General features: G+C 47.4%; 23 protein-coding genes, 1 other RNA gene and 1 pseudogene. 12 read left to right on the top strand and 13 right to left on the bottom strand.

The genetic code is table 11. The annotated features are described in order from the left end of the window. The 8 genes and pseudogenes from JQX58_RS14145 to smpB all read right to left on the bottom strand — a co-directional run bounded on the left by JQX58_RS14145 (nucleotide 1) and on the right by smpB (nucleotide 3,974). On the bottom strand, nucleotides 1-864 hold the full coding sequence (locus tag JQX58_RS14145) for an efflux RND transporter periplasmic adaptor subunit (RefSeq protein ID WP_204147499.1): 864 nt from the start codon (nucleotides 862-864) through the stop codon (nucleotides 1-3). 7 nt (nucleotides 865-871) lie between these two features. Next, a complete protein-coding gene (locus JQX58_RS14140) occupies nucleotides 872-1,072 on the bottom strand; it encodes a DUF1656 domain-containing protein (RefSeq protein WP_204147498.1) in 201 nt (66 codons plus the stop codon). A gap of 336 nt (nucleotides 1,073-1,408) precedes the next feature. Continuing rightward, the gene (locus tag JQX58_RS14135) at nucleotides 1,409-2,194 is read right to left on the bottom strand and encodes a DUF2971 domain-containing protein (protein ID WP_204147497.1); all 786 of its coding nucleotides are present in this window, start codon (nucleotides 2,192-2,194) and stop codon (nucleotides 1,409-1,411) included. Next, nucleotides 2,191-2,361 (bottom strand): annotated as a pseudogene (locus JQX58_RS14130) (tyrosine-type recombinase/integrase); the annotation flags it as partial. The gene JQX58_RS14135 and the pseudogene JQX58_RS14130, both read right to left, overlap by 4 nt. Before the next feature lie 11 nt (nucleotides 2,362-2,372). Beyond that, a complete protein-coding gene (locus tag JQX58_RS14125) occupies nucleotides 2,373-2,681 on the bottom strand; it encodes a type II toxin-antitoxin system PemK/MazF family toxin (RefSeq protein WP_204147495.1) in 309 nt (102 codons plus the stop codon). Next, nucleotides 2,675-2,914 (bottom strand): AbrB/MazE/SpoVT family DNA-binding domain-containing protein, encoded by a 240-nt coding sequence (locus tag JQX58_RS14120; RefSeq protein ID WP_204147494.1) that lies wholly within the window; start codon nucleotides 2,912-2,914, stop codon nucleotides 2,675-2,677. Before JQX58_RS14120 ends, JQX58_RS14125 begins: the two co-directional genes overlap by 7 nt. A gap of 146 nt (nucleotides 2,915-3,060) precedes the next feature. Then, nucleotides 3,061-3,423: a transfer-messenger RNA gene (ssrA, locus tag JQX58_RS14115) on the bottom strand. A gap of 71 nt (nucleotides 3,424-3,494) precedes the next feature. Beyond that, nucleotides 3,495-3,974, bottom strand: coding sequence for an SsrA-binding protein SmpB (gene smpB / locus JQX58_RS14110; RefSeq protein ID WP_204147493.1), 480 nt, complete (start codon nucleotides 3,972-3,974; stop codon nucleotides 3,495-3,497). A gap of 164 nt (nucleotides 3,975-4,138) precedes the next feature. On the opposite strand from smpB, the gene JQX58_RS14105 reads away from it, so the two are divergent. Genes JQX58_RS14105 through JQX58_RS14095 form a run of 3 tightly spaced genes read left to right on the top strand, consistent with a single transcriptional unit; the run spans nucleotide 4,139 to nucleotide 6,210 of the window. Further along, nucleotides 4,139-5,497 (top strand): sodium-dependent transporter, encoded by a 1,359-nt coding sequence (locus tag JQX58_RS14105; protein WP_204147492.1) that lies wholly within the window; start codon nucleotides 4,139-4,141, stop codon nucleotides 5,495-5,497. A gap of 1 nt (nucleotide 5,498) precedes the next feature. Continuing rightward, entirely contained in the window at nucleotides 5,499-5,927 is a 429-nt protein-coding gene (locus JQX58_RS14100; protein WP_204147491.1) for a type II toxin-antitoxin system RatA family toxin, read from the top strand. Beyond that, complete coding sequence (locus tag JQX58_RS14095) at nucleotides 5,920-6,210, top strand: RnfH family protein (protein WP_204147490.1); 291 nt, start codon at nucleotides 5,920-5,922, stop codon at nucleotides 6,208-6,210. Before JQX58_RS14100 ends, JQX58_RS14095 begins: the two co-directional genes overlap by 8 nt. A gap of 8 nt (nucleotides 6,211-6,218) precedes the next feature. Here the strand turns inward: JQX58_RS14095 and JQX58_RS14090 are convergent, their stop codons facing one another. Beyond that, a complete protein-coding gene (locus JQX58_RS14090; protein ID WP_204147489.1) occupies nucleotides 6,219-6,536 on the bottom strand; it encodes an outer membrane protein assembly factor BamE in 318 nt (105 codons plus the stop codon). Between the two features lie 70 nt (nucleotides 6,537-6,606). On the opposite strand from JQX58_RS14090, the gene fur reads away from it, so the two are divergent. Further along, nucleotides 6,607-7,017, top strand: a complete 411-nt coding sequence (gene fur, locus JQX58_RS14085; RefSeq protein ID WP_204147488.1) for a ferric iron uptake transcriptional regulator — start codon at nucleotides 6,607-6,609, stop codon at nucleotides 7,015-7,017. Between the two features lie 18 nt (nucleotides 7,018-7,035). Here the strand turns inward: fur and recN are convergent, their stop codons facing one another. Then, nucleotides 7,036-8,706 (bottom strand): DNA repair protein RecN, encoded by a 1,671-nt coding sequence (gene recN / locus JQX58_RS14080; protein WP_204147487.1) that lies wholly within the window; start codon nucleotides 8,704-8,706, stop codon nucleotides 7,036-7,038. Nucleotides 8,707-8,911: 205 nt separating this feature from the next. Between recN and grpE the strand changes: the two genes are divergently transcribed. From grpE to dnaJ, 3 genes are all read left to right on the top strand, one after another. Continuing rightward, nucleotides 8,912-9,478 (top strand): nucleotide exchange factor GrpE, encoded by a 567-nt coding sequence (grpE, locus tag JQX58_RS14075; protein ID WP_204147486.1) that lies wholly within the window; start codon nucleotides 8,912-8,914, stop codon nucleotides 9,476-9,478. Between the two features lie 102 nt (nucleotides 9,479-9,580). After that, entirely contained in the window at nucleotides 9,581-11,500 is a 1,920-nt protein-coding gene (dnaK, locus tag JQX58_RS14070; protein WP_204147485.1) for a molecular chaperone DnaK, read from the top strand. A 114-nt stretch (nucleotides 11,501-11,614) separates the two neighbouring features. After that, nucleotides 11,615-12,757 (top strand): molecular chaperone DnaJ, encoded by a 1,143-nt coding sequence (gene dnaJ, locus JQX58_RS14065; RefSeq protein ID WP_204147484.1) that lies wholly within the window; start codon nucleotides 11,615-11,617, stop codon nucleotides 12,755-12,757. A gap of 34 nt (nucleotides 12,758-12,791) precedes the next feature. On the opposite strand, the gene JQX58_RS14060 is transcribed toward dnaJ, so the two are convergent. Then, complete coding sequence (locus JQX58_RS14060) at nucleotides 12,792-13,400, bottom strand: uridine kinase family protein (RefSeq protein ID WP_204147483.1); 609 nt, start codon at nucleotides 13,398-13,400, stop codon at nucleotides 12,792-12,794. 124 nt (nucleotides 13,401-13,524) lie between these two features. On the opposite strand from JQX58_RS14060, the gene JQX58_RS14055 reads away from it, so the two are divergent. The 5 genes from JQX58_RS14055 to JQX58_RS14035 all read left to right on the top strand — a co-directional run bounded on the left by JQX58_RS14055 (nucleotide 13,525) and on the right by JQX58_RS14035 (nucleotide 17,847). Then, the gene (locus JQX58_RS14055; RefSeq protein WP_239090365.1) at nucleotides 13,525-14,097 is read left to right on the top strand and encodes a uridine kinase; all 573 of its coding nucleotides are present in this window, start codon (nucleotides 13,525-13,527) and stop codon (nucleotides 14,095-14,097) included. 6 nt (nucleotides 14,098-14,103) lie between these two features. Then, a complete protein-coding gene (locus tag JQX58_RS14050) occupies nucleotides 14,104-14,436 on the top strand; it encodes a DUF3392 domain-containing protein (RefSeq protein WP_204147482.1) in 333 nt (110 codons plus the stop codon). A 264-nt stretch (nucleotides 14,437-14,700) separates the two neighbouring features. Then, nucleotides 14,701-16,071 carry a glyceraldehyde-3-phosphate dehydrogenase gene (locus JQX58_RS14045; RefSeq protein WP_204147481.1) on the top strand — a complete coding sequence of 457 codons (1,371 nt, stop codon included), beginning with the start codon at nucleotides 14,701-14,703 and terminating at the stop codon, nucleotides 16,069-16,071. Between the two features lie 342 nt (nucleotides 16,072-16,413). Next, nucleotides 16,414-17,334 carry a LysR substrate-binding domain-containing protein gene (locus JQX58_RS14040; RefSeq protein WP_204147480.1) on the top strand — a complete coding sequence of 307 codons (921 nt, stop codon included), beginning with the start codon at nucleotides 16,414-16,416 and terminating at the stop codon, nucleotides 17,332-17,334. Nucleotides 17,335-17,556: 222 nt separating this feature from the next. Then, the gene (locus JQX58_RS14035; RefSeq protein WP_204147479.1) at nucleotides 17,557-17,847 is read left to right on the top strand and encodes a hypothetical protein; all 291 of its coding nucleotides are present in this window, start codon (nucleotides 17,557-17,559) and stop codon (nucleotides 17,845-17,847) included. Between the two features lie 77 nt (nucleotides 17,848-17,924). On the opposite strand, the gene JQX58_RS14030 is transcribed toward JQX58_RS14035, so the two are convergent. Both JQX58_RS14030 and JQX58_RS14025 read right to left on the bottom strand, forming a co-directional pair. Next, the gene (locus tag JQX58_RS14030; RefSeq protein WP_204147478.1) at nucleotides 17,925-18,446 is read right to left on the bottom strand and encodes a DUF501 domain-containing protein; all 522 of its coding nucleotides are present in this window, start codon (nucleotides 18,444-18,446) and stop codon (nucleotides 17,925-17,927) included. Nucleotides 18,447-18,452: 6 nt separating this feature from the next. Beyond that, complete coding sequence (locus JQX58_RS14025; RefSeq protein WP_204147477.1) at nucleotides 18,453-18,863, bottom strand: PilZ domain-containing protein; 411 nt, start codon at nucleotides 18,861-18,863, stop codon at nucleotides 18,453-18,455. Between the last annotated feature and the right edge of the window lie 47 nt (nucleotides 18,864-18,910).

Raw genomic sequence — 18,910 nt, 5'->3', positions numbered from 1 at the left:
TTACTCGTCGCTTTCTAAGCGGATTGATACTGTCATGCCAGCGCTTAAATGTACGTCATCAACGGGATCGAGTGTGATATCCACTGGAATGCGCTGTGCCAAACGTACCCAGTTAAACGTTTGTTGTACCTGCGGCAGTAATTGGCTGTTGCCTGTGGTATTGGCATCGGCAATGGCTTTCCCGATACTTGAGACTGTGCCCGTTAGCGTGTGTCCGCCACTCATTAAAGTGATCTTAGCTGCCTGGCCTTCGTGAATGCGTGGCAGTTTGGTTTCTTCAAAATAGCCGGTGACATAGAGCGAGCCTTTTTGTACCAGCGACAATACGGCATTGCCTTGGCTGACATAGTTGCCTTCACGCAGGTTAAGATTAACGATATAGCCATCTTCTGGGGCGCGTACCACCGAGCGTTCTACATCAAGCTCGGCTGCTTGCAGTTCGGCTTGGCTTAACTTTAATGCGGCGCGAGCACGTTGCACCTCAATACGTGCGCTTTCAGTGGTTTCGTCGGACACCAACTGGCCTTGCTGGCTCAATTTTTGGCGACGTTCGTATTGATGTTGGGCTAACTCGAGGGCGTAGCGATTACTCTCTACTTGCGCTTCTAATTGCGCCACCTGGGTACGGGCCCGCGCATCATCAATGGTTAAAATCACCTCGCCTTTACGTACTTCTTCGTTATCACGCACATGAAGCTTAGTGACCCACCCCGATACATCCGGTGCAATGGTGATCACGTGCGCCCGCACACGGCCATCACGGGTCCAAGGAGAATACAAATAATGTTGCCAGACCCAGTAACCTGCCAAAATCGCCAGCAGTACCACCGCCACGGTCAAGCCGATGCGTAAGGAATGTTTCATATCGGTATTAACTCCCAAGCCAAAAAACCACCAGCGCGAGATAGCAGACATACAAGCCCACCTCAAACCACGCCACACGCCAAATCTTTAGATAAAGACCTGTTTTATACAGCGCCAGACGCGTCAGCCAAGACAAGCCAAACGCCAACAGAGCAAACAACACCAACGGGCTAAACAACAAACCACCCAATGCTAACTCTTGAAACATATGGCCACCTCAACCTTTCTTATCGCGTCCACTCAACTGCTCGATCTACGCACAAGCTTACCTCAGTATAAAACAAGAAATAGGACAAAAGGTTACAGATATCAGGGAAGTGGGCGTGAAGGAGGCGAATTGAGGTTGATAGACAGGCACAAAAAAGGCCGCTTATTGCTAAGCAGCCTTTTTTAGACGTCTGGTGAAGATGGGGGATTATAACCCTGTCTAAAAGGCTGGGAAATACAGTAAGTTATTGATTTTTATGGCATTTTAATATTTATGTTTGTACAGTATTTTGTGGTGATTTTAGGTCTATTGTGTGTCGGATGTGTGTCAAATTGTTTACGCGTGAGGGTAGAATGGCTCATAGTCTAATAAAAACTTTTCATCATTAAGAGTTGCTTTTTCTACTAGGGTTTCAGGAGAAGTTTTAAACTTCCAAAGCATTACTTTTCTTGCTAAAGATTTGCTTGATCGATAACCCAAAATGATTCTTTTAATATGTTTTTTCGGAATCTCAATTGAATAGATGGGAAACCCCATATCATCAACTTGATCGTATTGCGCACCTTCAAGGTGAGAGATGACTCTAAACTCTCTTTCGTGAGTCCAAGCGGAATCTTTTCTTATCATTGAGTTAACTATGTACTTCAGCCAAGATTCTTTATGTTCTTTCTGGTCGTATCTATTAGCTGTGTACTTTACAGATATGCCATGTCCAGCATGATGGAAGTATGGTTTCATTGTATTGAAATCTTCAAACTCTATTAAAAATCCGGTGTGGTCTTTTGAGTAATAGGCCCACATGGGGTTTGATTTTTCATTTTTACTAAAGCTGGATATTCCGAATGTATTATTCACTGCCCAGTTGGTATGCTTTTGTTTTTGATAAAATTTAGGTATTTCTTTAATTAGATATAGTTCTTCATCAGTAACTTCGGCGGCATCTTCAGAAATGAAATTATCTAAAACTTCATAGACATCTCTTTCTAGAAAGAAATGAGAATGAGCCGGTTTTCCTTCGAATGGATCATTAAGTAACTCTGGTTGCGAGAGCCTAACGCTGACACCGTTCTTTGTTAAGATGAAGCCTACCGACTCTGGTTGATAATACTTATAGAGACTCATGACTTTCCTTGTATTAATGATGATAGTGGATTTAATCTCGTGGCTTCTTCTAAATAATCTGGCGCTAGGTGTGCATAGCGCATAGTCATTTTTATATCTGTGTGACCGAGTATTTTTTGCAGGGTAAGTATGTTGCCGCCGTTCATTATGAAGTGACTCGCGAAAGTTTATTAACCACTTAAGCCAGCATCTGCAACAGTGTATCGTGCCATTGCTCTAATGGAAGGGTACCAAGCTGTGATTTAAGGCGCTTTTTATCCACAGTACGAATCTGGTCGAGTAAGATGCGACCGGGTTTACCATCTAAGACGATGTCAGGGCGGCAACCAAGCGGTTGGCCTTTTGAGGTGATCGGAGCAACGATCACTCTAGGGAGGGCACGATTCATATCGTCTGGTGAAATGACCAAGCACGGGCGAGTTTTGCGGATCTCGCTGCCCACAGTTGGGTCAAGCTCGACCCAATAGACCTCGCCACGTTTTACCATTCCCAATCCTCTTGTTCGGATTCTAAGTCTGTCATCTCAGCCAGTGGTTCATCGTCTTTATTCGCGTCATAGTTTTCAAACCAGCCTTGACGAGGTTGCTGAGTGGGCTTGAGTACCAAAGCACCATTTTCGATAAACATATCGACGTCGTTATCGATATGTAGCGCTTCGATAATATGTGCGGGAATAATAATGCCCTTTGAGTTGCCTATTTTACGTAGTGTGGTGTGCATAGCGTGTCACCGAGAGTGTAATAACAATGTTATTACTATTGTAGGAGGGTTTGGTGCTGGTTGCAATTTGTACAGATACGCATTTCGATTATTTTTTGCAGGCACAAAAAAGGCCGCTTATTGCTAAGCGGCCTTTTTTAGACGTCTGGTGGAGATGGGGGGATTCGAACCCCCGTCCGCCAGTCCTCTGCCATCGGATCTACATGTTTAGTCCATTCTATTGTTTGACCAACTACCGCCCGAAGGACAGGGTGTAGTCGGCGAGCCTGTTTGATCTTAGATCCTTATCCCCAGGCAGGGCATCGGATAGCATCTTGTAATTTATGATACTGCGGAATCCTGGGCTACAAGCAACCTAGGGGCAGCACACTAGCAGGTTATTAAGCTGCTAGAGCGTAGTTTTCGTCGTTTGCGACTATATAGATGATACATGTGGATTTACGAGATCACGTATCACTCTCGACATGCACCTCAGGTTTTGTAACCGGCGTCGAAACCAAGTCATCCCCGAAGTTGTGGCCATTCTAGCGAATACTTTAACGATTAGCTAGAGAGGCGCTTAGTTTCCACAGTGTGGAAACTAGACTTTTTGCTTCATTAGGCGTTCTTTATCGCGGGCCCAATCGCGTTCTTTTGCGGTGTCACGTTTGTCGTGGTCTTTTTTACCCGTAACCAACGCGACTTCACATTTGATCTTGTTGCCTTTCCAGTAAAGAGCCATGGCCGCACAGGTTTTACCTTTTTGCTCGGTTACCTGAATGATGCGATCAATCTCACGGCGGTGAAGCAGCAGTTTACGCATGCGCACAGGTTCACACACTACGTGTGTCGAGGCACTTAGTAGTGGCGTGATGCGTGCGCCGATCAGGTAGGCTTCGTTCTGGTGGATAATGACGTAACTATCCACAAGCTGCGCTTTGCCTTCGCGTAGACTTTTGACTTCCCAGCCAGATAGCTCTAAACCCGCTTCAAACTTCTGGTCGACGAAGTAATCGTGGCGCGCGCGCTTGTTGAGAGCGATCGTGCCAGAGCTGTTTGATTTTTTCTTTGCTTTACTCATAGATAGAAATTATACGGTCGATAAATTGAAAAGCCCATGCTTTTCTTGAGCTATGCGCTTTAATGTAAGAAAATTTAGAACTTTGAGTATTTAAGTAAATTCGGTGCAGGCTGTTGTTCTGCAAGACTTCAACAATCGCTATACACAACTTGAGAGCTTAATGTATGCCCGAGAGTCGCTGTTTACAAGGCATTTGGTCTAGCCCTTGGATTTTTATTTTTGCCGCGGCGGGGTCCGCTATCGGCTTGGGCAACATCTGGAAGTTCCCTTACATGTTGGGCTCCAATGGTGGCGGTGCATTTTTACTGATCTATTGCTTGTGCTTGGTGGGCGTGGGCTTGCCGATGCTGATGGCCGAAGTGGCGCTGGGGCGCACGGTGCGCTCTAACCCTGTGGATACGGTCAATGATTTGGCCGAGCGCAAAGTGGTTCCAAAATACTGGGTCGCGGTGCCGTATTTGGCGGGTATCACTGGTATTTTGATTCTGACCTTTTACAGTGTTATCGCTGGTTGGGCGTTTGCTTACGCCCAGCGTTCGGTGACGGGCGTGTTAGAGGGTTTGGACAAAATTGAATCTGAAGTGCTGTTTCAGACGTTTCTATCTTCACCGGTAGAGATGATTTTTTGGCACACGCTGTTTATGGCGCTAGTGATTCTAACGGTTGGGCAAGCGGTGACGCGTGGTTTATCGAGTGTGGTGCGTATCTTGTTGCCGGCATTGATTACTATGTTGGTGCTGTTGTCGGTGTATGCATTGGCGACCGGTGAGAGTGGTGCGGCGTTGGGCTTTATTACGCAGCTGCGCTGGGAGGATGTGACCTTTGAGGTGGCGTTGTCGGCCATCGGTCATGCGTTGTTTAGCTTGGGTGTGGGCCTAGGAGCGATGTTTTCCTATGGTGCGTATATGAGCAAGCGTATGTCGATTGCAAAAGCGTGCACGATTGTCGTTGGGTTAGACTTATTGGTCTCCGTGTTGGCCGCTTTGATTATTTTTCCGCTGACTTTCCAGTTTGGTGTGGCGGTGGATTCGGGGCCAAGTTTGCCATTTGTGTCATTGCCGATCATTTTTGGTTTGTTACCGGGTGGTCAGGTGTTTGGCTTGGTGTTTTTTGTCTTGTTGGCCGTGGCGGCGTTGACGTCGGCGATCTCGATGATGGAGCTGTTTGTCTCTTGGATGCATGAGCGCTTTTACATCGGTCGTCTGAAGGCGGCCTTTATTCTAGGCTCGGCAATCTGGTTTATCGGTATTGCCATTGTGCTGTCGTTTAGCCATTGGAATGCCAAGATTTTGTTTGGTCTTAACACCTTTGAATTGCTGGACAATCTGACCTCGTTGATTTTGCTACCGATTGCGGCGATTGCGTTGTCGATTTTGGTGGCGTGGGTGGTGCCTGAGCCCATTCTGAAAAACGAGATGATTGCCAAAAACGTGAACCATTTCCGTTGGTGGTACACTACATTGAAATACGTCAGCATTCCGGCAGCCATTTTGATTACGCTGGCGGGATGGATAGGAGTTTAGTTTGAGCCATATTCAGAAGTTTGCTCACGTAAATTACAGTCAAAAGCAGATGTTTGACTTGGTTAATGACTTTGAGCAATACCCAGAGTTTCTCCCCGGTTGTTTGGGCGCGCGTACGCTTAAGCGCACCGATAATGAAATCGTCGCGACGCTTGATGTGGGCAAAGGCCCAGTGCGTCAGTCGTTTACCACGCGCAATGTTTTGACCGAGCCGTCGCGTGTGGAGATGAAATTGGTCGAAGGTCCGTTTAAACGCCTGCATGGTGTGTGGACGTTCGAGCCTTTGTCCGAAACAACGTGTAAAATAGCGTTAAGCATCGACTTTGAGCTAAGCGGTATGTTGAAATTTGCCTTTGGTGGCGTGTTTGGACAGGTTGCCAATGCGATGGTTGAAGCCTTTAGTGAACGAGCGAAGGTTGTCTATGGATAAAATCCGTGTGGAGGTAGCCTACGCGCTGCCCGAGAAGCAAAAAATTGTTGCCTTAGATGTGGCCGAGGGTTGTACCGCGATGGAAGCTGTACGCATGTCGAATATCGATGCGTTTTTTCCAGAGCTGGATTTGACGGCGCCTAAGTTAGGGATTTTTGGTAAGGCGATCCGCAAGCCAGAAGAGCATGTGCTGCGTGCTGGTGAGCGTGTGGAGATTTACCGTGAGCTGAAGGTTGACCCGAAACAAGCTCGGGCCAACCGTGCGGCTAAAACAGAGAAATAAAGAAAACGTTATCTCTGTTGGATGTTTTGTAAGCGGCCGTTGTCAAACGTCAGCGTCAGGTGCTTAACTTCACTGACGATGCTGTCTTTATTGGTGTAACGACTGGTAAATAGGTAATGCCACAGGTTTGGTTGAACAGTGTTTTGCACCATTGGGGTACCCAGTACATACATGACCTGAGATTCGGTCATCCCAAGTTGGAGTTGTTGTACCTGTTCTGTTTTAATGACGTTACCTTGCACAACGGGCGGTTTATAAGGCTCTGGCAGCAGGCTGCACCCGCTTAAGGTAATAAGTGTGGTCAGTAAGAGAATCGTTTTCTTCATTGGTCTTTTCCTTAATTGGTTAGGTCAATGATAAAGTAATTATTAACGAGATCGAAATAGAGAATGACTCATGAGCAGTGAAAATCAAGAACTAAAGAAAGCGGGCCTTAAAGTAACGCTTCCGCGTGTGAAAATTTTACAAATTCTAGAGAACGCTGGCGATCATCATATGAGTGCGGACGATGTGTACCGTACTTTGTTGGATCAAGGCGAAGATGTGGGTCTGGCGACGGTTTACCGTGTGCTAACGCAATTTGAGAGCGCGGGTCTTGTGGCGCGTCATCACTTTGAGGCGGGCACGGCGGTATTTGAATTGGCCAAAGGTGATCACCACGATCACATGATCTGTCTAGAAACGGGTAAAGTGATTGAGTTTGTTGATGATGTGATTGAGCAGCGTCAGCACGAAATCGCTGAAGCGCATGGTTACGACATCGAAGATCACAACCTGATCATCTACGTACGTCCAAAGAAGAGCTAAAACGCTTCAGTAGCCAGGCTACTGAAGCTGAACATTGCCGAGCATCTCTTGCGCGTGAGCAAGGGTTTGTTCGGTAAGTTCGATCCCTCCTAATAAGCGCGCGATTTCTTGCGTGCGATTTTTCTCTTTAAGTGTTTCCACTTTTGAAATGGTTGCATCGTTCAACACTTCTTTGCTGACGCGGAAATGTTGATGGCCTTGTGCTGCTACTTGCGCTAAGTGAGTGACACAGAAGACTTGGCCTCGATTACCAACCGAGCGCAGCATGCGTCCTACTACTTCGGCGGTGCCGCCACTGATGCCGACATCGACTTCGTCAAATACTAGTGTCGGGATGACTGAGGTATGTGCTGTGACTACTTGAATGCCCAAACTGATACGCGATAGCTCACCGCCTGAGGCCACTTTGCGCAATGGCTGCGCTGGTTGCCCTGGGTTTGAGGCAATCATGTATTCAATCTCTTCATAGCCATGGGCACTGATTTGTTCCAAGGGTTCACAGTGGATGTAGAAGCGAGCATGGGGCATGCCAAGACCATGGATTTGCTCTTCGACACGCTGAGCCAGTTCTTCTTTGGCTTGAGTGCGTTTCTCGGTCAGTAGGGTGGCGCTAGTGGTAAGCTGTTGGTAAGCCTGCTCTTCTTTAAGCTTTAGGGCCTCTAAACTTTCTTCGCCACCGGCTAGACCATCAAGTTCGGCCTCGACTTCTTCGCGTAAGCTAATCAGGCCTTCGGGCAATACTTTGTGTTTGCGGGCTGTATCGTAAATATCGCTTAAACGTTGTTCAACGTCTTGTAGGCGCTCTGGATTTTGTTCCAGCGTGTCTTGGTAGTGGCTTAAGCTGGCCGCCGCTTCTTCGGCTTGGATCAAGGCTTGGTGCATCATCTCAAGCGCGCTTTCAAGCTCTTTAGTGGCAGGGTGAATGTTGCCTGCTTGTTGAATGGCTTGATGTAATAGCGAGCAGACGTTGCCTTCGTCGCTGTCGCGTAAGGTGGCGCTAGCACTGTAGGCCTTATATTGCGCATCAGCGATGTTAGATAAAAACGCTTGTTCGTTTTCTAGCTCTTCCAGTTCACCGGCGCGCAGATCTAGCGTGGCCAGCTCTTCGGCTTGGTAAGATAGCAGCTGAATGCGGGCATCAAGTTCTGCGGAGCGGTTTTGCTTGGCGTGCAGTTCTTCTTTGAGTTTGCGCCAGCCGTTGTACTCTTCGCGTACTTGGCGAGTGAGGTCGGTCAGTTGACCGTATTCGTCGAGCTGTTGGCGCTGGGCGCTGCGTTTCATTAGAGACTGGTGTTCATGCTGACCATGAATGTCGACTAGGAAGCTACCAGCTTCTTTAAGATCGGCCAAAGTGCAAGGGCGACCGTTGATGTAGGCTTTAGAGCGGCCTTCTTTGCTGATGACGCGGCGTAAAATGCACAGGTGATCGTTTTCTAGATCACGCTCTTCGAGCCATTCTTGTACCGCTGGATAAGCGCTGATTTCAAAGGTGGCGCTGATGTCGGCTTTTTTTTCGCCATGGCGCACAACACCGGCATCGGTGCGACCACCCAAACACAGGGACAGGGCATCAACCATGATGGATTTACCGGCACCGGTTTCTCCTGAGATGGCGGTCATGCCGTGCTTGAGTTCAAGTTCGAGGCTTTCGACGATGGCAAAATTTGAAATAGCGATACTGGTTAGCATGACGCGCTCCTGACAAAAAATAAAAGCATGGTTATTTATACAGTACTTTATCTGTGTCTTTATACAGTATTTGTTTGTTTTTTGACAAGTGTAGGCAAAAGAAAATATTTGCGCACATTTTCTGTGGATTAGGGTGTTGAAAGGCTAAAAGGTGTCCCCATATATCGCTCACAGACAGGTTATTTTCTGTTATTTGGAGATAGAAATGAGTGATCAAACGAATAAAGCACAGCAAGAAGTCGAGCAAGAAGAATTGCTAAACGAAGCCGATGCTGCCATCGCCGAGGAAGTCCTTGAAGGTATGGTAGAAGAAGAAACTTCTGACGAATTGGCCAAAGCGCAAGAAGAAGCTGCTCAATACAAAGAAGCCGCTTTACGTGCTCAAGCCGATGCGCAAAACATTCGCCGTCGCGCTGAACTAGACGTAGAGAAAGCTCATAAATTCGCACTAGAGAAGTTTGCTAAATCGATTATTACGGTGGCAGACAACCTAGAGCGCGCGTTGACCTCTACTGAGGCGTCTGAAGAAGACCCAATGCGTGAAGGCGTTGAGCTGACTTACAAAGATCTAGTGGAAACATTGGCTCGCTTTGAAGTGGTGGCTGTTGATCCACAGGGCGAACCATTCAACCCAGAATTACACCAAGCGATGACGATGGTGCCAAATCCAAACATGGAACCAAACACTGTGATGGATGTGGTACAGAAAGGTTACACGCTGAACGGACGTCTACTGCGCCCAGCAATGGTAGTGGTTTCAAGCGCGGCCTAAAAAACTGTCATTTTTTTGACAGTGGGCCCTTGAAATACAAAACGCAGTACCCAAATACAGAATTATCGAAACGAACATACAATTTTTACTGGAGATAAAACCATGGGCAAAATCATTGGTATTGACTTAGGTACAACCAACTCTTGTGTTGCTGTCCTAGACGGTGACAAATCTCGCGTAATTGAAAACGCAGAAGGCGATCGCACCACCCCATCTATCGTGGCATTCACCGAAGATGGTGAGACACTGGTCGGTCAATCAGCGAAACGCCAAGCGGTGACGAACCCAACTAACACGTTGTTTGCGGTTAAACGTTTGATCGGTCGTCGCTTTAAAGATGATGTCGTACAAAAAGACATCTCTATGGTGCCATACAAAATCCTTGAAGCGGACAATGGCGACGCATGGGTAGAAGTGAAAGGCGACAAGAAAGCGCCACCACAAATCTCTGCTGAAGTTCTTAAGAAAATGAAGAAGACAGCGGAAGACTACCTAGGTGAGAAAGTAACTGAAGCGGTTATCACCGTACCGGCTTACTTCAACGACTCACAGCGTCAAGCAACTAAAGACGCAGGTAAAATCGCTGGTCTTGAAGTAAAACGTATCATCAACGAGCCAACGGCTGCGGCACTAGCTTACGGTCTAGACAAAGCAACAGGTGACTCTACAGTTGCGGTATACGACTTGGGTGGTGGTACATTCGATATCTCTATCATCGAAATCGCAGACGTAGATGGCGAGAAGCAATTCGAAGTACTGTCTACTAACGGTGACACCTTCCTAGGTGGTGAAGACTTTGACATGCGCGTTATCGAATTCTTGGCTGCAGAGTTCAAGAAAGAGACTGGCATCGATCTACACAACGATCCACTAGCGCTACAGCGTCTAAAAGAAGCGGGTGAAAAAGCCAAAGTTGAGTTGTCTTCTTCTTCACAGACAGAAGTTAACCTTCCGTACATCACTGCTGACGCGTCGGGTCCTAAACACCTTAACGTTAAACTGACTCGCTCTAAGCTTGAGTCATTGGTAGAAGACCTAGTGGCTAAGTCTCTAGAGCCTTGCCGCCAAGCACTGAAAGATGCAGACGTATCTGCTTCTGACATAGACGAAGTTATCTTGGTAGGTGGTCAGACGCGTATGCCACTAGTACAAGACAAAGTAACTGAATTCTTCGGCAAGTCACCTCGTAAAGATGTGAACCCAGACGAAGCGGTTGCGATCGGTGCTTCTATCCAAGGTGCGGTACTAGCAGGCGACGTAAAAGACGTTCTTCTACTAGACGTAACACCATTGTCTCTAGGTATCGAAACAATGGGTGGTGTGATGACACCGCTGATCGAGAAAAACACGACTATCCCAACTAAGAAGTCGCAAGTATTCTCTACAGCAGAAGACAACCAGAGCGCGGTAACGATCCACGCCCTACAAGGTGAGCGTAAGCAAGCGGCGCAGAACAAGTCACTAGGTCGTTTCGACTTGGCAGACATTCCGCCAGCACCACGTGGTGTGCCACAAATCGAAGTAAGCTTCGACATCGATGCCAACGGTATCTTGAGCGTTTCTGCGAAAGATAAAGCGACTGGCAAAGAGCAATCTATCGTGATCAAAGCCTCTTCTGGCCTAAGCGATGAAGAAGTCGAGCAAATGGTACAAGACGCGGAAGCGAATGCTGAAGAAGACCGTAAGTTTGAAGAGCTTGTACAAGCTCGTAACACTGCGGACGGCATGATCCACGCGACTCGTAAGACACTGACTGATGCCGGTGACAAAGCGACTGAAGAAGAGAAACAAGCAATCGAAACAGCGATTGCCGATCTTGAAGCAGCGCTAGAGTCTAACGACAAAGATCAGATCGAAGAGAAAACTAATGCGTTGACTCAAGCATCTGGCTCATTGGCTCAGAAACTATACGAGCAAGCAGACGCAGGCGCAGCAGAAGGTGCTGAAGACGCGACCGCTGGTCAAAAGCAAGACGACGCAGTTGATGCTGAGTTTGAAGAAGTTAAAGACGACAAGAAATAAGCTAAACACTTAATCAGTCGTCGTCCCTAGGGACCTATGCAAAACACGGGACGCAACCGTGTTTTGCTGTATCTAGGGATTTGAATTCACTCTACATATTCAGGAACACCTGCAATGAGTAAACGTGACTATTATGAGGTGCTTGGGGTAAGCCGAGACGCCGATAAGAAAGAAATCAAAAAAGCTTATCGCTCGCTGGCTAACAAGTATCACCCGGATAAAAATCCGGATGATGCCGAGTCACTGGACAAATTTAAAGAAATCGGTGAAGCCTACGAAGTGCTGTCTGATGAAGACAAGCGTGCTGCGTATGACCGCTTCGGCCACGAAGGTGTCAACGGTCAAGGTGGCGGCTACGGTGGTGGCGGCTTTGGCGGCGGCGCTGGTGGCTTCAGTGACATCTTCGGTGATGTCTTTGGTGACATCTTTGGTGGCGGCGGTGGCGGTGGCCAAAGTCGTACCCGTCGTGGTTCAGATCTGCGTTACACGCTGGAGCTGGATCTTGAGCAAGCGGTTTGGGGGTGCGATGAGAAAATCCGCATTCCAACGGCCGTAGACTGTGAGAAATGTGAGGGCTCAGGTGCCAAACCTGGTACTAAGCCAACTACTTGTCCAACCTGTAATGGTGCTGGCCAAGTACGTATGTCACAAGGTTTCTTCTCAGTACAGCAAACCTGTCCACACTGTCATGGTGCGGGTCAGATTGTGTCTGATCCTTGTGATTCTTGTCATGGTCAAGGCCGCAAGCAAGAGTACAAGACGCTGAATGTTAAGATCCCAGCGGGCGTTGATACAGGTGACCGTATCCGTCTAACAGGTGAAGGTGAAGCCGGTACTTTCGGTGGCCCTGCAGGCGACTTGTTTGTTCAGGTATCGGTGAAACCCCATGCAATCTTTGAGCGTGATGGTTCTAACCTATACTGCGAAGTGCCGATCAGCTTTGCGACCGCAGCACTAGGTGGTGAGATCGATGTGCCGACGCTTGATGGCCGCGTGCGCCTGAAAGTGACGCCAGAATGTCAAACCGGCAAACTGTTCCGCTTGCGTAACAAAGGTGTTAAGCCGGTACGCGGTGGCCCAGTGGGCGACTTGATCTGTAAGGTGATGGTGGAAACACCTGTGAACCTAACCGATCGCCAAAAAGAGTTGCTAGAAGAATTGGCAGAAAGCATGGGAGAAAGCTCGGAGCAGCATTCGCCTAAGCAAAAAAGCTGGTTCGACGGTGTGAAACGATTCTTCGAAGACATTAAAAAGTAATCGTTATAGCGCGCTAAATCAAAAAGGGACCTAATTAGGTCCCTTTTTCTGTTATCAGGTTGTCGATATACTGACGCAGCAGATTCGCTGCATTGGTGAAGCTTTGATTGTTAGGGATGATGAAGTCTGCTTTGTTGCGGATATTGATGGTTTTGAGAGCCGCCTGTCTCACATGACGCATGTAGCGTCCTGTCACCTCATCTACATTGCGACCACGCTCGGCAATGTCTCGTTTTAGACGGCGTACCACGGCAATGTCCATATCGGTATCCACGTACAGTAAATAATCGACTGCATCACGGATTGCTGGGTCTTGGAACATCATGTGACCTTCGACTAATACCACTTTAGTAGGCGCTAGATTACGATAGCCAACACGTTTGTGTTGCGAGTGATCATAAACTGGGATCTCGTTGGGCTGTTGCTGATTTTTACAGTTATGGATAGCCAGTAGGATGCTTTCTAGATCCAGCGACTCGAGGTCATCAAAGTTGTAGACCTCAGGGTCGGTATGACCGCAGCCTTTATAGAAACTATCTTGGCAAATGATGGTCAATTTTTGTTGTAAGCCTTCTGCTAACAGTGAGCATAAGCGGCTTTTGCCGCTACCGGAAATACCGGTAACGCCGATGACAAGCGCCATGGGGGACTACCTCAAGTGAATTTGTATTTGCAATACTGGGTGGAAGAATTAGGCTTTAGTGTACCAGAGAAGCATAAAAACTGCTTCCTGACTTTTTGGTTAATATTTTAAGAAAGAGATAGCAATGTTGCTTTATCGCCACGCTCTAAAAGGGATTTTTTTGAGCTTTTTATTACTCTCGCAAAGCTATGCCAATGAAACTGTGACTGAGGAAGAAACGCCTCCAGCGCCCGTTTATGCCAAAGGGGCGGAGCTTTTTGGTATTACTTTCAATGATTTATCGAAAGCGCAGTTTGAGATGCATTTAAAGAAAATGGGCTTGGAGCCTTATCCTTCTTATCGTGAAGGGGTGGCCAGCTACAGTCTTGGTAAAAATGGCATCTTGGGTATCAAAGAGCTAACGGTACGTTACAACCAGCATCAATATGTGGAGAAGGCAACGCTTTCTGGTGTGGTCGAAAGCCCTGAATTGCGTGCTCAGCTAGGCTCTGTGCTGTTGCATAAATATGGCCAGCCGGATGTTGGCTTTGTGCGTGATGGCTATGGCCGTGCGCGTTGGCAGTTACCAGATAATACGGACATAGAGTTGCGTAACACTACCTTTGACGTGTCTGTGGTATATATAGACCGTGTACCGAAGGCGGTAAGCCCATCTGGGCGTATCGACGTCGAAGCTTTGTTAAAACGCAATCAGTGAGTAACCATGGATTTATTGCTGGAAATCAACCGCTCAGCGGCGGACACGCTGCGCCCGCATCTTAATGAAATCTCCCTTGCCTTTGTGGCCACTTTTTTAGTGATCTTTGGTGATCATGTCAACGGCACGCTCAAGCGTGCGGTGTCTAGCTGGATCTTTATTGCCCGTGTAGCGGCCTTTGTACTCATGTGTACCTTTGGTTATGGTTTGTTGACCCTGTGGGGACAGCCATTGGTGCTGTGGTGCCTAACCCATTTAGATTCTACATGGCGTCCTATTGTGGTGCTGTTTAGCTTTGGTTTATTGGGTGTTTTGGCCGAGCGCAAACGCTATATGTAAAAAAAAATAAAGAAATTTTATACCAGTTTTCGTAGGTAAATTACGTAACTTAATTAGAAAAACGGTCATATTAAGGCGCTATTTTTATGATTGTTGTTATTTAATGACAAGCCTATCAAAGTTACGTTGTTTTCATAAAAAAATGCCCTAAATGCCCGATTTTATTGGTTTTTTGTAGCCTTGTTACAATTTGTTTTTGCTCAATGGTATGGGTAAACTGCGCCCAAATTGATACGAAACGTTTGTTTTTTCGGGGGCAGATCCATGGCAAACACTTGGTTAGAAACGGTTTCAAAAGTTGAGTCAATGATTCCACTTTTGGGTAAGTTAGGTCGTGAGCAATCGGTTAAGGTTCAACTAGCGGGCCAGACATTGATGTCAGACTCCGTCACAGGATTAGTGGCATTATTTGATCAATATCCTGCAGTAGATCTAGCGCGTGTCTATCAAGTGTTGGAGCAGTTGATCGAGCAACAAACCAGCAACGCAACGGTTGAGCTTGAAGAAGCCCTAGCGGATGCAGAGTTTGCTTCGCTTGAAGGTTTGTCGCTAGATGGCTCAACTACGCCAGTTGTATTGTACGGCTTTGGTCGCATCGGTCGTCTATTAGCGCGTCGTATGTGTACCCTAGGCCATACAACGCCAGGCATGCACCTAGCGGCTATCGTCGTGCGTAAAGCATCTGATAAAGATCTTGCTAAGCGTGCCAGCTTGCTTAAGTTTGATTCAGTACACGGTACTTACGAAGGTGTAGTGAAAGCAGATGAGGAAAACTCTCAGCTAATCATTAACGGTCAGCCAGTTAAAGTGATCTACGCTTCTGATCCAAGCACTGTCGACTACAAAGCGCACGGCATCGACAATGCACTATTGGTTGATAACACTGGTCGCTGGCGTGATCACGACGGTCTGAGCGTGCACCTTGACCGTCCTGGTATCGATCGCGTAGTGCTGACTGCACCAGGCAAAGAGATGAAAAACATCGTTTACGGTGTAAACGACAGTGACATCAATGGCAACGACCAAATCCTATCAGCAGCGTCTTGTACCACCAACGCAATCACTCCTATTCTGTCTGTACTAGAAGCCCAGTACGGCATCGAATCAGGTCACGTAGAGACGGTACACGCCTACACTAACGATCAAAACCTAATCGACAACGTACACAAAGGTGATCGTCGCGGTCGTGCGGCTGCGATGAACATGGTGATGACTGAAACGGGGGCGGCGAAAGCGGTTTCTAAAGCGATTCCTTCTCTTGAAGGCAAGCTAAGTGGTAGTGCGATTCGTGTACCTGTGATCAACGTATCGATTGCAGTGCTAAGCTTGAACCTTAAAGCTCAAACTTCAGTAGAAGAAATTAACGCATTGCTACAAAAAGCGTCTGCTAGTGCAGCGCTAGCTGGCCAGATCGGTTTCAGTGCCGAAGCAGATGCGGTGAGCTCAGACTTCATCGGTAGTGAACAAGCAGGTGTGCTGGATTCACTATCTACTAAAGTACGTGGTAACCAAGCGACGTTATACGTTTGGTACGACAACGAATACGGTTACAGCTGTCAGGTTGTGCGCTTAATGGAAAAGCTTGCGCAAATGGCAATGGCTGAGGGAAACGCAGTTGAGTCTGCTGCAGCCTAAGTAGACTTATACACTTAAGCATGTGTGTTAGTTCGGCGGCCCTCGGGTCGCCGTTTTTTTTGCCTTGCGTTTTCTACAGGTAAAAATTATAGGCAAAAAAAAGCGGGCTATAAAAGCCCGCAAGGTAACTAGCAGTTTCGTGTGATGACGGCATCACGCATCACCACATCTAATACATGGCTGTGGGGGCATGTATTAGGAGTACATCAACATACAAACTTGATGTGGATTTTAGGATGCAGTACAGCCCAAAAACATGGCGCCTATTGTAGGGATTGCGCGCGCAGAGACAAACGATATAATTTAAGCTTTTGGATTAGTTAAGCTAATGCAAGGGAGCTTATGATCAAATCCGCGTTACCTTACTTACATACCTTTGTCGTGGCGGCCAAATGGCTGAGTTTTACCAAGGCGGCAGAAGAATTGTTTTTAACCCAAGGGGCGGTCAGTCAGCAGATCCGCCAGCTTGAAGAGCGTTTGGGCTTTGCCTTGTTTATCCGCCATCATCGACGCTTAGAGCTGACTACCATGGGCGCGCGTTTGGCCCTGCACCTGCGCCATGCTTTTGCTGATCTAGACAGCTTGATTGAAGAGCTTCGAGATGAGCGTGATTCCAATATCATTACGTTATCGGTGATGCCGTCGTTTGCCACGCGCTGGCTTATCCCGCGCTTAGGTCGCCTCAAAGAAGCGTTTCCAGCGTTACAGCTGCGTATTCAAGCCAATGAAGGGGAGGTGCGTTTTAGTCGGGATCGCATTGATGCGGCGATTATCCATTCACATTTGCACTCGGGTTCTTCTTTTACGCATCCTTTGTTGCGTGATCATGTTTTTCCTGTCTGCAGCCCAGCGTTTGCAGAGCAAAATCAACTGCAACAACCGCAAGATTTGGCGCGTGTACCGCTGATCAATGATGACTCTGAGTGGCGCTTTTTTAGTCCCTATGCTGAGTGGGAAGCATGGTTAGCGCTAGCTAAGGTAAAGGGAGCACGTCCGAGCCGTGCAATGAGTTTTAACCGCGGCGATTTGGCGGTGCAAGCGGCACTGTCTGGGCAGGGCGTTGCGCTAGGTCGTACGCCACTGGTGATGGAAGATATTCGTGAAGGGCGTTTACTTAAACCTTTCAGTGAAGTCTACGATAATGGCCACTCATATCTCTTTAGTTGCCCGCGCGAGCATAAAGATCGTGAGGCGATACAGCAGTTACTGAAGTGGCTGATCCATGAATGTTACGAGTATTCGCCTGAAGATGCTGTTTTTTAAATACTAGGGCATGCATTGGTAATTAATTTTACTAATAGCCCATGTAGATCAAAAAATAGCTGGAATTAGGCTGATATCATAAAGTATGTTAATCAAAGTAGGCCGAAAGATTGTTTGTGTTTAACAAACTGGTTACGTATTGAAACGCTCCTTAGCTTGTTAACAGGTCGCTTTCTGGCTAACTTATGGAAATAGTACGGTTGTTTGTTGAGGGAAAGGTTGATGGCGAAAGAATACACAGAAGTGCATCAAGATGACTTTATGAAGTTTGGCGGAGAGCGTCCTAGCTATCTGGATATTGAAGACGAGCTGATGAGTCTTGGTGGTCATGGTGTCGCCGGTAGTGCGTTCAAAAAAGAAGCGTTGAAGCTGGCGGGCTGGACAGGGGGCGCATTGACGACCTACGCACAGCGCCCAGTGGTAGCAGCGGATGCGTTTAATAAAATTCGCAAAGGTTTGCCACAGGTGTCATCTGCGGATGAGCTGAGAGATTTTCTAAAAGGCAGTATTTAACTGCTAAGAATGTAAAAAAGCCCGCTTAAGCAGCGGGCTTTTTTGTGTCTGGCTGTTAGCTTTCTGTAGAGCAAAGCTTATTTCGCTTCGGCATCGGCAATGGCACGGATGCCGTATTCTTCGTCAAGAATTTTACCAATGACATTGTTGCCAGCTAAGTGGTGGCCGTACTGCATGTGCAAGCAGCGAATTTGGTCCCAGTTTTTGATGCCACCAATGCCCAATGTTTCAAACAGATGGGTAAAGCCTTTGGCTTCAATGATCTGCTTGTGTTCATCGCTCATCGCGGCCCAGCGGCGCTCGACATAATCTTGATGTGATTGGTGGTAGGCGGCACGCAATTCTGGATCGTCTTTGATGCGTTGCTCTAATTCTTTCACGACGCCTTGGCTCTCAATCCGAGCAAGGGCTTTATCAATCGCGCTACTTGAAAGCCAGTAAAGGGTTGGAAAAGGCTGGTCAAACACCCAAGTTTCCATTTCGAGAACTTGTGGCACGCCTTGAGGTGAGTAGTGAGCAACACTACGGATACCGCTTGGAGTGCGGCCTAGCTGCTGAGTAATAATGTCGATATCAGCTTGCGACAGGGAATTGGTCATGTGGTATTAAAGTGTGAATGCAGGGAAGCTAGCGGCAAATTGTTGAATCCATTCGGCTGCAGCTTCGTTGTAGTTTAAGCGTCGGCCCTGATGTTTGGCCTGGCGTCGATAGTGTTCTATTTGGGACAATTGTTCGATCATACGCACACAGTAGCAATCTTCTTCCACCGGAAATTCGATCGCAATGCGGTATTCATCTCGTTCTTTGTCACACCAAGCAATCCGACCCGTGACACAAAAGTGTGGGTCAATTTCTTCGAGTGTGATGCGTACAGACGTGCCCGCCAGATAAGGGTCGGTCGCTAGGTAGGTAATGCCTACAAAGCCAAGCCGTTCTGTACCAACAGTCGGAAAAGACTGATCTTCGACAATTTTAATGTCTAAAGGTAAGTCTTTAGGATGCGCAACAAATTCCATCGCAACAAGCCAGTTTCGTTCAGTTAATCAGTATATCGGCCGGACAG

Source organism: Marinomonas ostreistagni, from assembly GCF_016888445.1.
Classification (GTDB): Bacteria; Pseudomonadota; Gammaproteobacteria; order Pseudomonadales; family Marinomonadaceae; genus Marinomonas; species Marinomonas ostreistagni.
This window is presented reverse-complemented; position numbering and strand designations above follow the sequence as displayed.

Excerpts from the sequence above, each read along its gene's own strand:
- JQX58_RS14145 (WP_204147499.1), bottom strand. The coding sequence starts at position 864 with ATGAAACATTCCTTACGCATCGGCTTGACCGTGGCGGTGGTACTGCTG.
- JQX58_RS14140 (WP_204147498.1), bottom strand. The coding sequence starts at position 1,072 with ATGTTTCAAGAGTTAGCATTGGGTGGTTTGTTGTTTAGCCCGTTGGTG.
- JQX58_RS14135 (WP_204147497.1), bottom strand. The coding sequence starts at position 2,194 with ATGAGTCTCTATAAGTATTATCAACCAGAGTCGGTAGGCTTCATCTTA.
- JQX58_RS14125 (WP_204147495.1), bottom strand. The coding sequence starts at position 2,681 with ATGGTAAAACGTGGCGAGGTCTATTGGGTCGAGCTTGACCCAACTGTG.
- JQX58_RS14120 (WP_204147494.1), bottom strand. The coding sequence starts at position 2,914 with ATGCACACCACACTACGTAAAATAGGCAACTCAAAGGGCATTATTATT.
- smpB (WP_204147493.1), bottom strand. The coding sequence starts at position 3,974 with ATGAGTAAAGCAAAGAAAAAATCAAACAGCTCTGGCACGATCGCTCTC.
- JQX58_RS14105 (WP_204147492.1), top strand. The coding sequence starts at position 4,139 with ATGCCCGAGAGTCGCTGTTTACAAGGCATTTGGTCTAGCCCTTGGATT.
- JQX58_RS14095 (WP_204147490.1), top strand. The coding sequence starts at position 5,920 with ATGGATAAAATCCGTGTGGAGGTAGCCTACGCGCTGCCCGAGAAGCAA.
- JQX58_RS14090 (WP_204147489.1), bottom strand. The coding sequence starts at position 6,536 with ATGAAGAAAACGATTCTCTTACTGACCACACTTATTACCTTAAGCGGG.
- fur (WP_204147488.1), top strand. The coding sequence starts at position 6,607 with ATGAGCAGTGAAAATCAAGAACTAAAGAAAGCGGGCCTTAAAGTAACG.
- recN (WP_204147487.1), bottom strand. The coding sequence starts at position 8,706 with ATGCTAACCAGTATCGCTATTTCAAATTTTGCCATCGTCGAAAGCCTC.
- grpE (WP_204147486.1), top strand. The coding sequence starts at position 8,912 with ATGAGTGATCAAACGAATAAAGCACAGCAAGAAGTCGAGCAAGAAGAA.
- dnaK (WP_204147485.1), top strand. The coding sequence starts at position 9,581 with ATGGGCAAAATCATTGGTATTGACTTAGGTACAACCAACTCTTGTGTT.
- dnaJ (WP_204147484.1), top strand. The coding sequence starts at position 11,615 with ATGAGTAAACGTGACTATTATGAGGTGCTTGGGGTAAGCCGAGACGCC.
- JQX58_RS14060 (WP_204147483.1), bottom strand. The coding sequence starts at position 13,400 with ATGGCGCTTGTCATCGGCGTTACCGGTATTTCCGGTAGCGGCAAAAGC.
- JQX58_RS14055 (WP_239090365.1), top strand. The coding sequence starts at position 13,525 with ATGTTGCTTTATCGCCACGCTCTAAAAGGGATTTTTTTGAGCTTTTTA.
- JQX58_RS14050 (WP_204147482.1), top strand. The coding sequence starts at position 14,104 with ATGGATTTATTGCTGGAAATCAACCGCTCAGCGGCGGACACGCTGCGC.
- JQX58_RS14045 (WP_204147481.1), top strand. The coding sequence starts at position 14,701 with ATGGCAAACACTTGGTTAGAAACGGTTTCAAAAGTTGAGTCAATGATT.
- JQX58_RS14040 (WP_204147480.1), top strand. The coding sequence starts at position 16,414 with ATGATCAAATCCGCGTTACCTTACTTACATACCTTTGTCGTGGCGGCC.
- JQX58_RS14035 (WP_204147479.1), top strand. The coding sequence starts at position 17,557 with ATGGCGAAAGAATACACAGAAGTGCATCAAGATGACTTTATGAAGTTT.
- JQX58_RS14030 (WP_204147478.1), bottom strand. The coding sequence starts at position 18,446 with ATGACCAATTCCCTGTCGCAAGCTGATATCGACATTATTACTCAGCAG.
- JQX58_RS14025 (WP_204147477.1), bottom strand. The coding sequence starts at position 18,863 with ATGGAATTTGTTGCGCATCCTAAAGACTTACCTTTAGACATTAAAATT.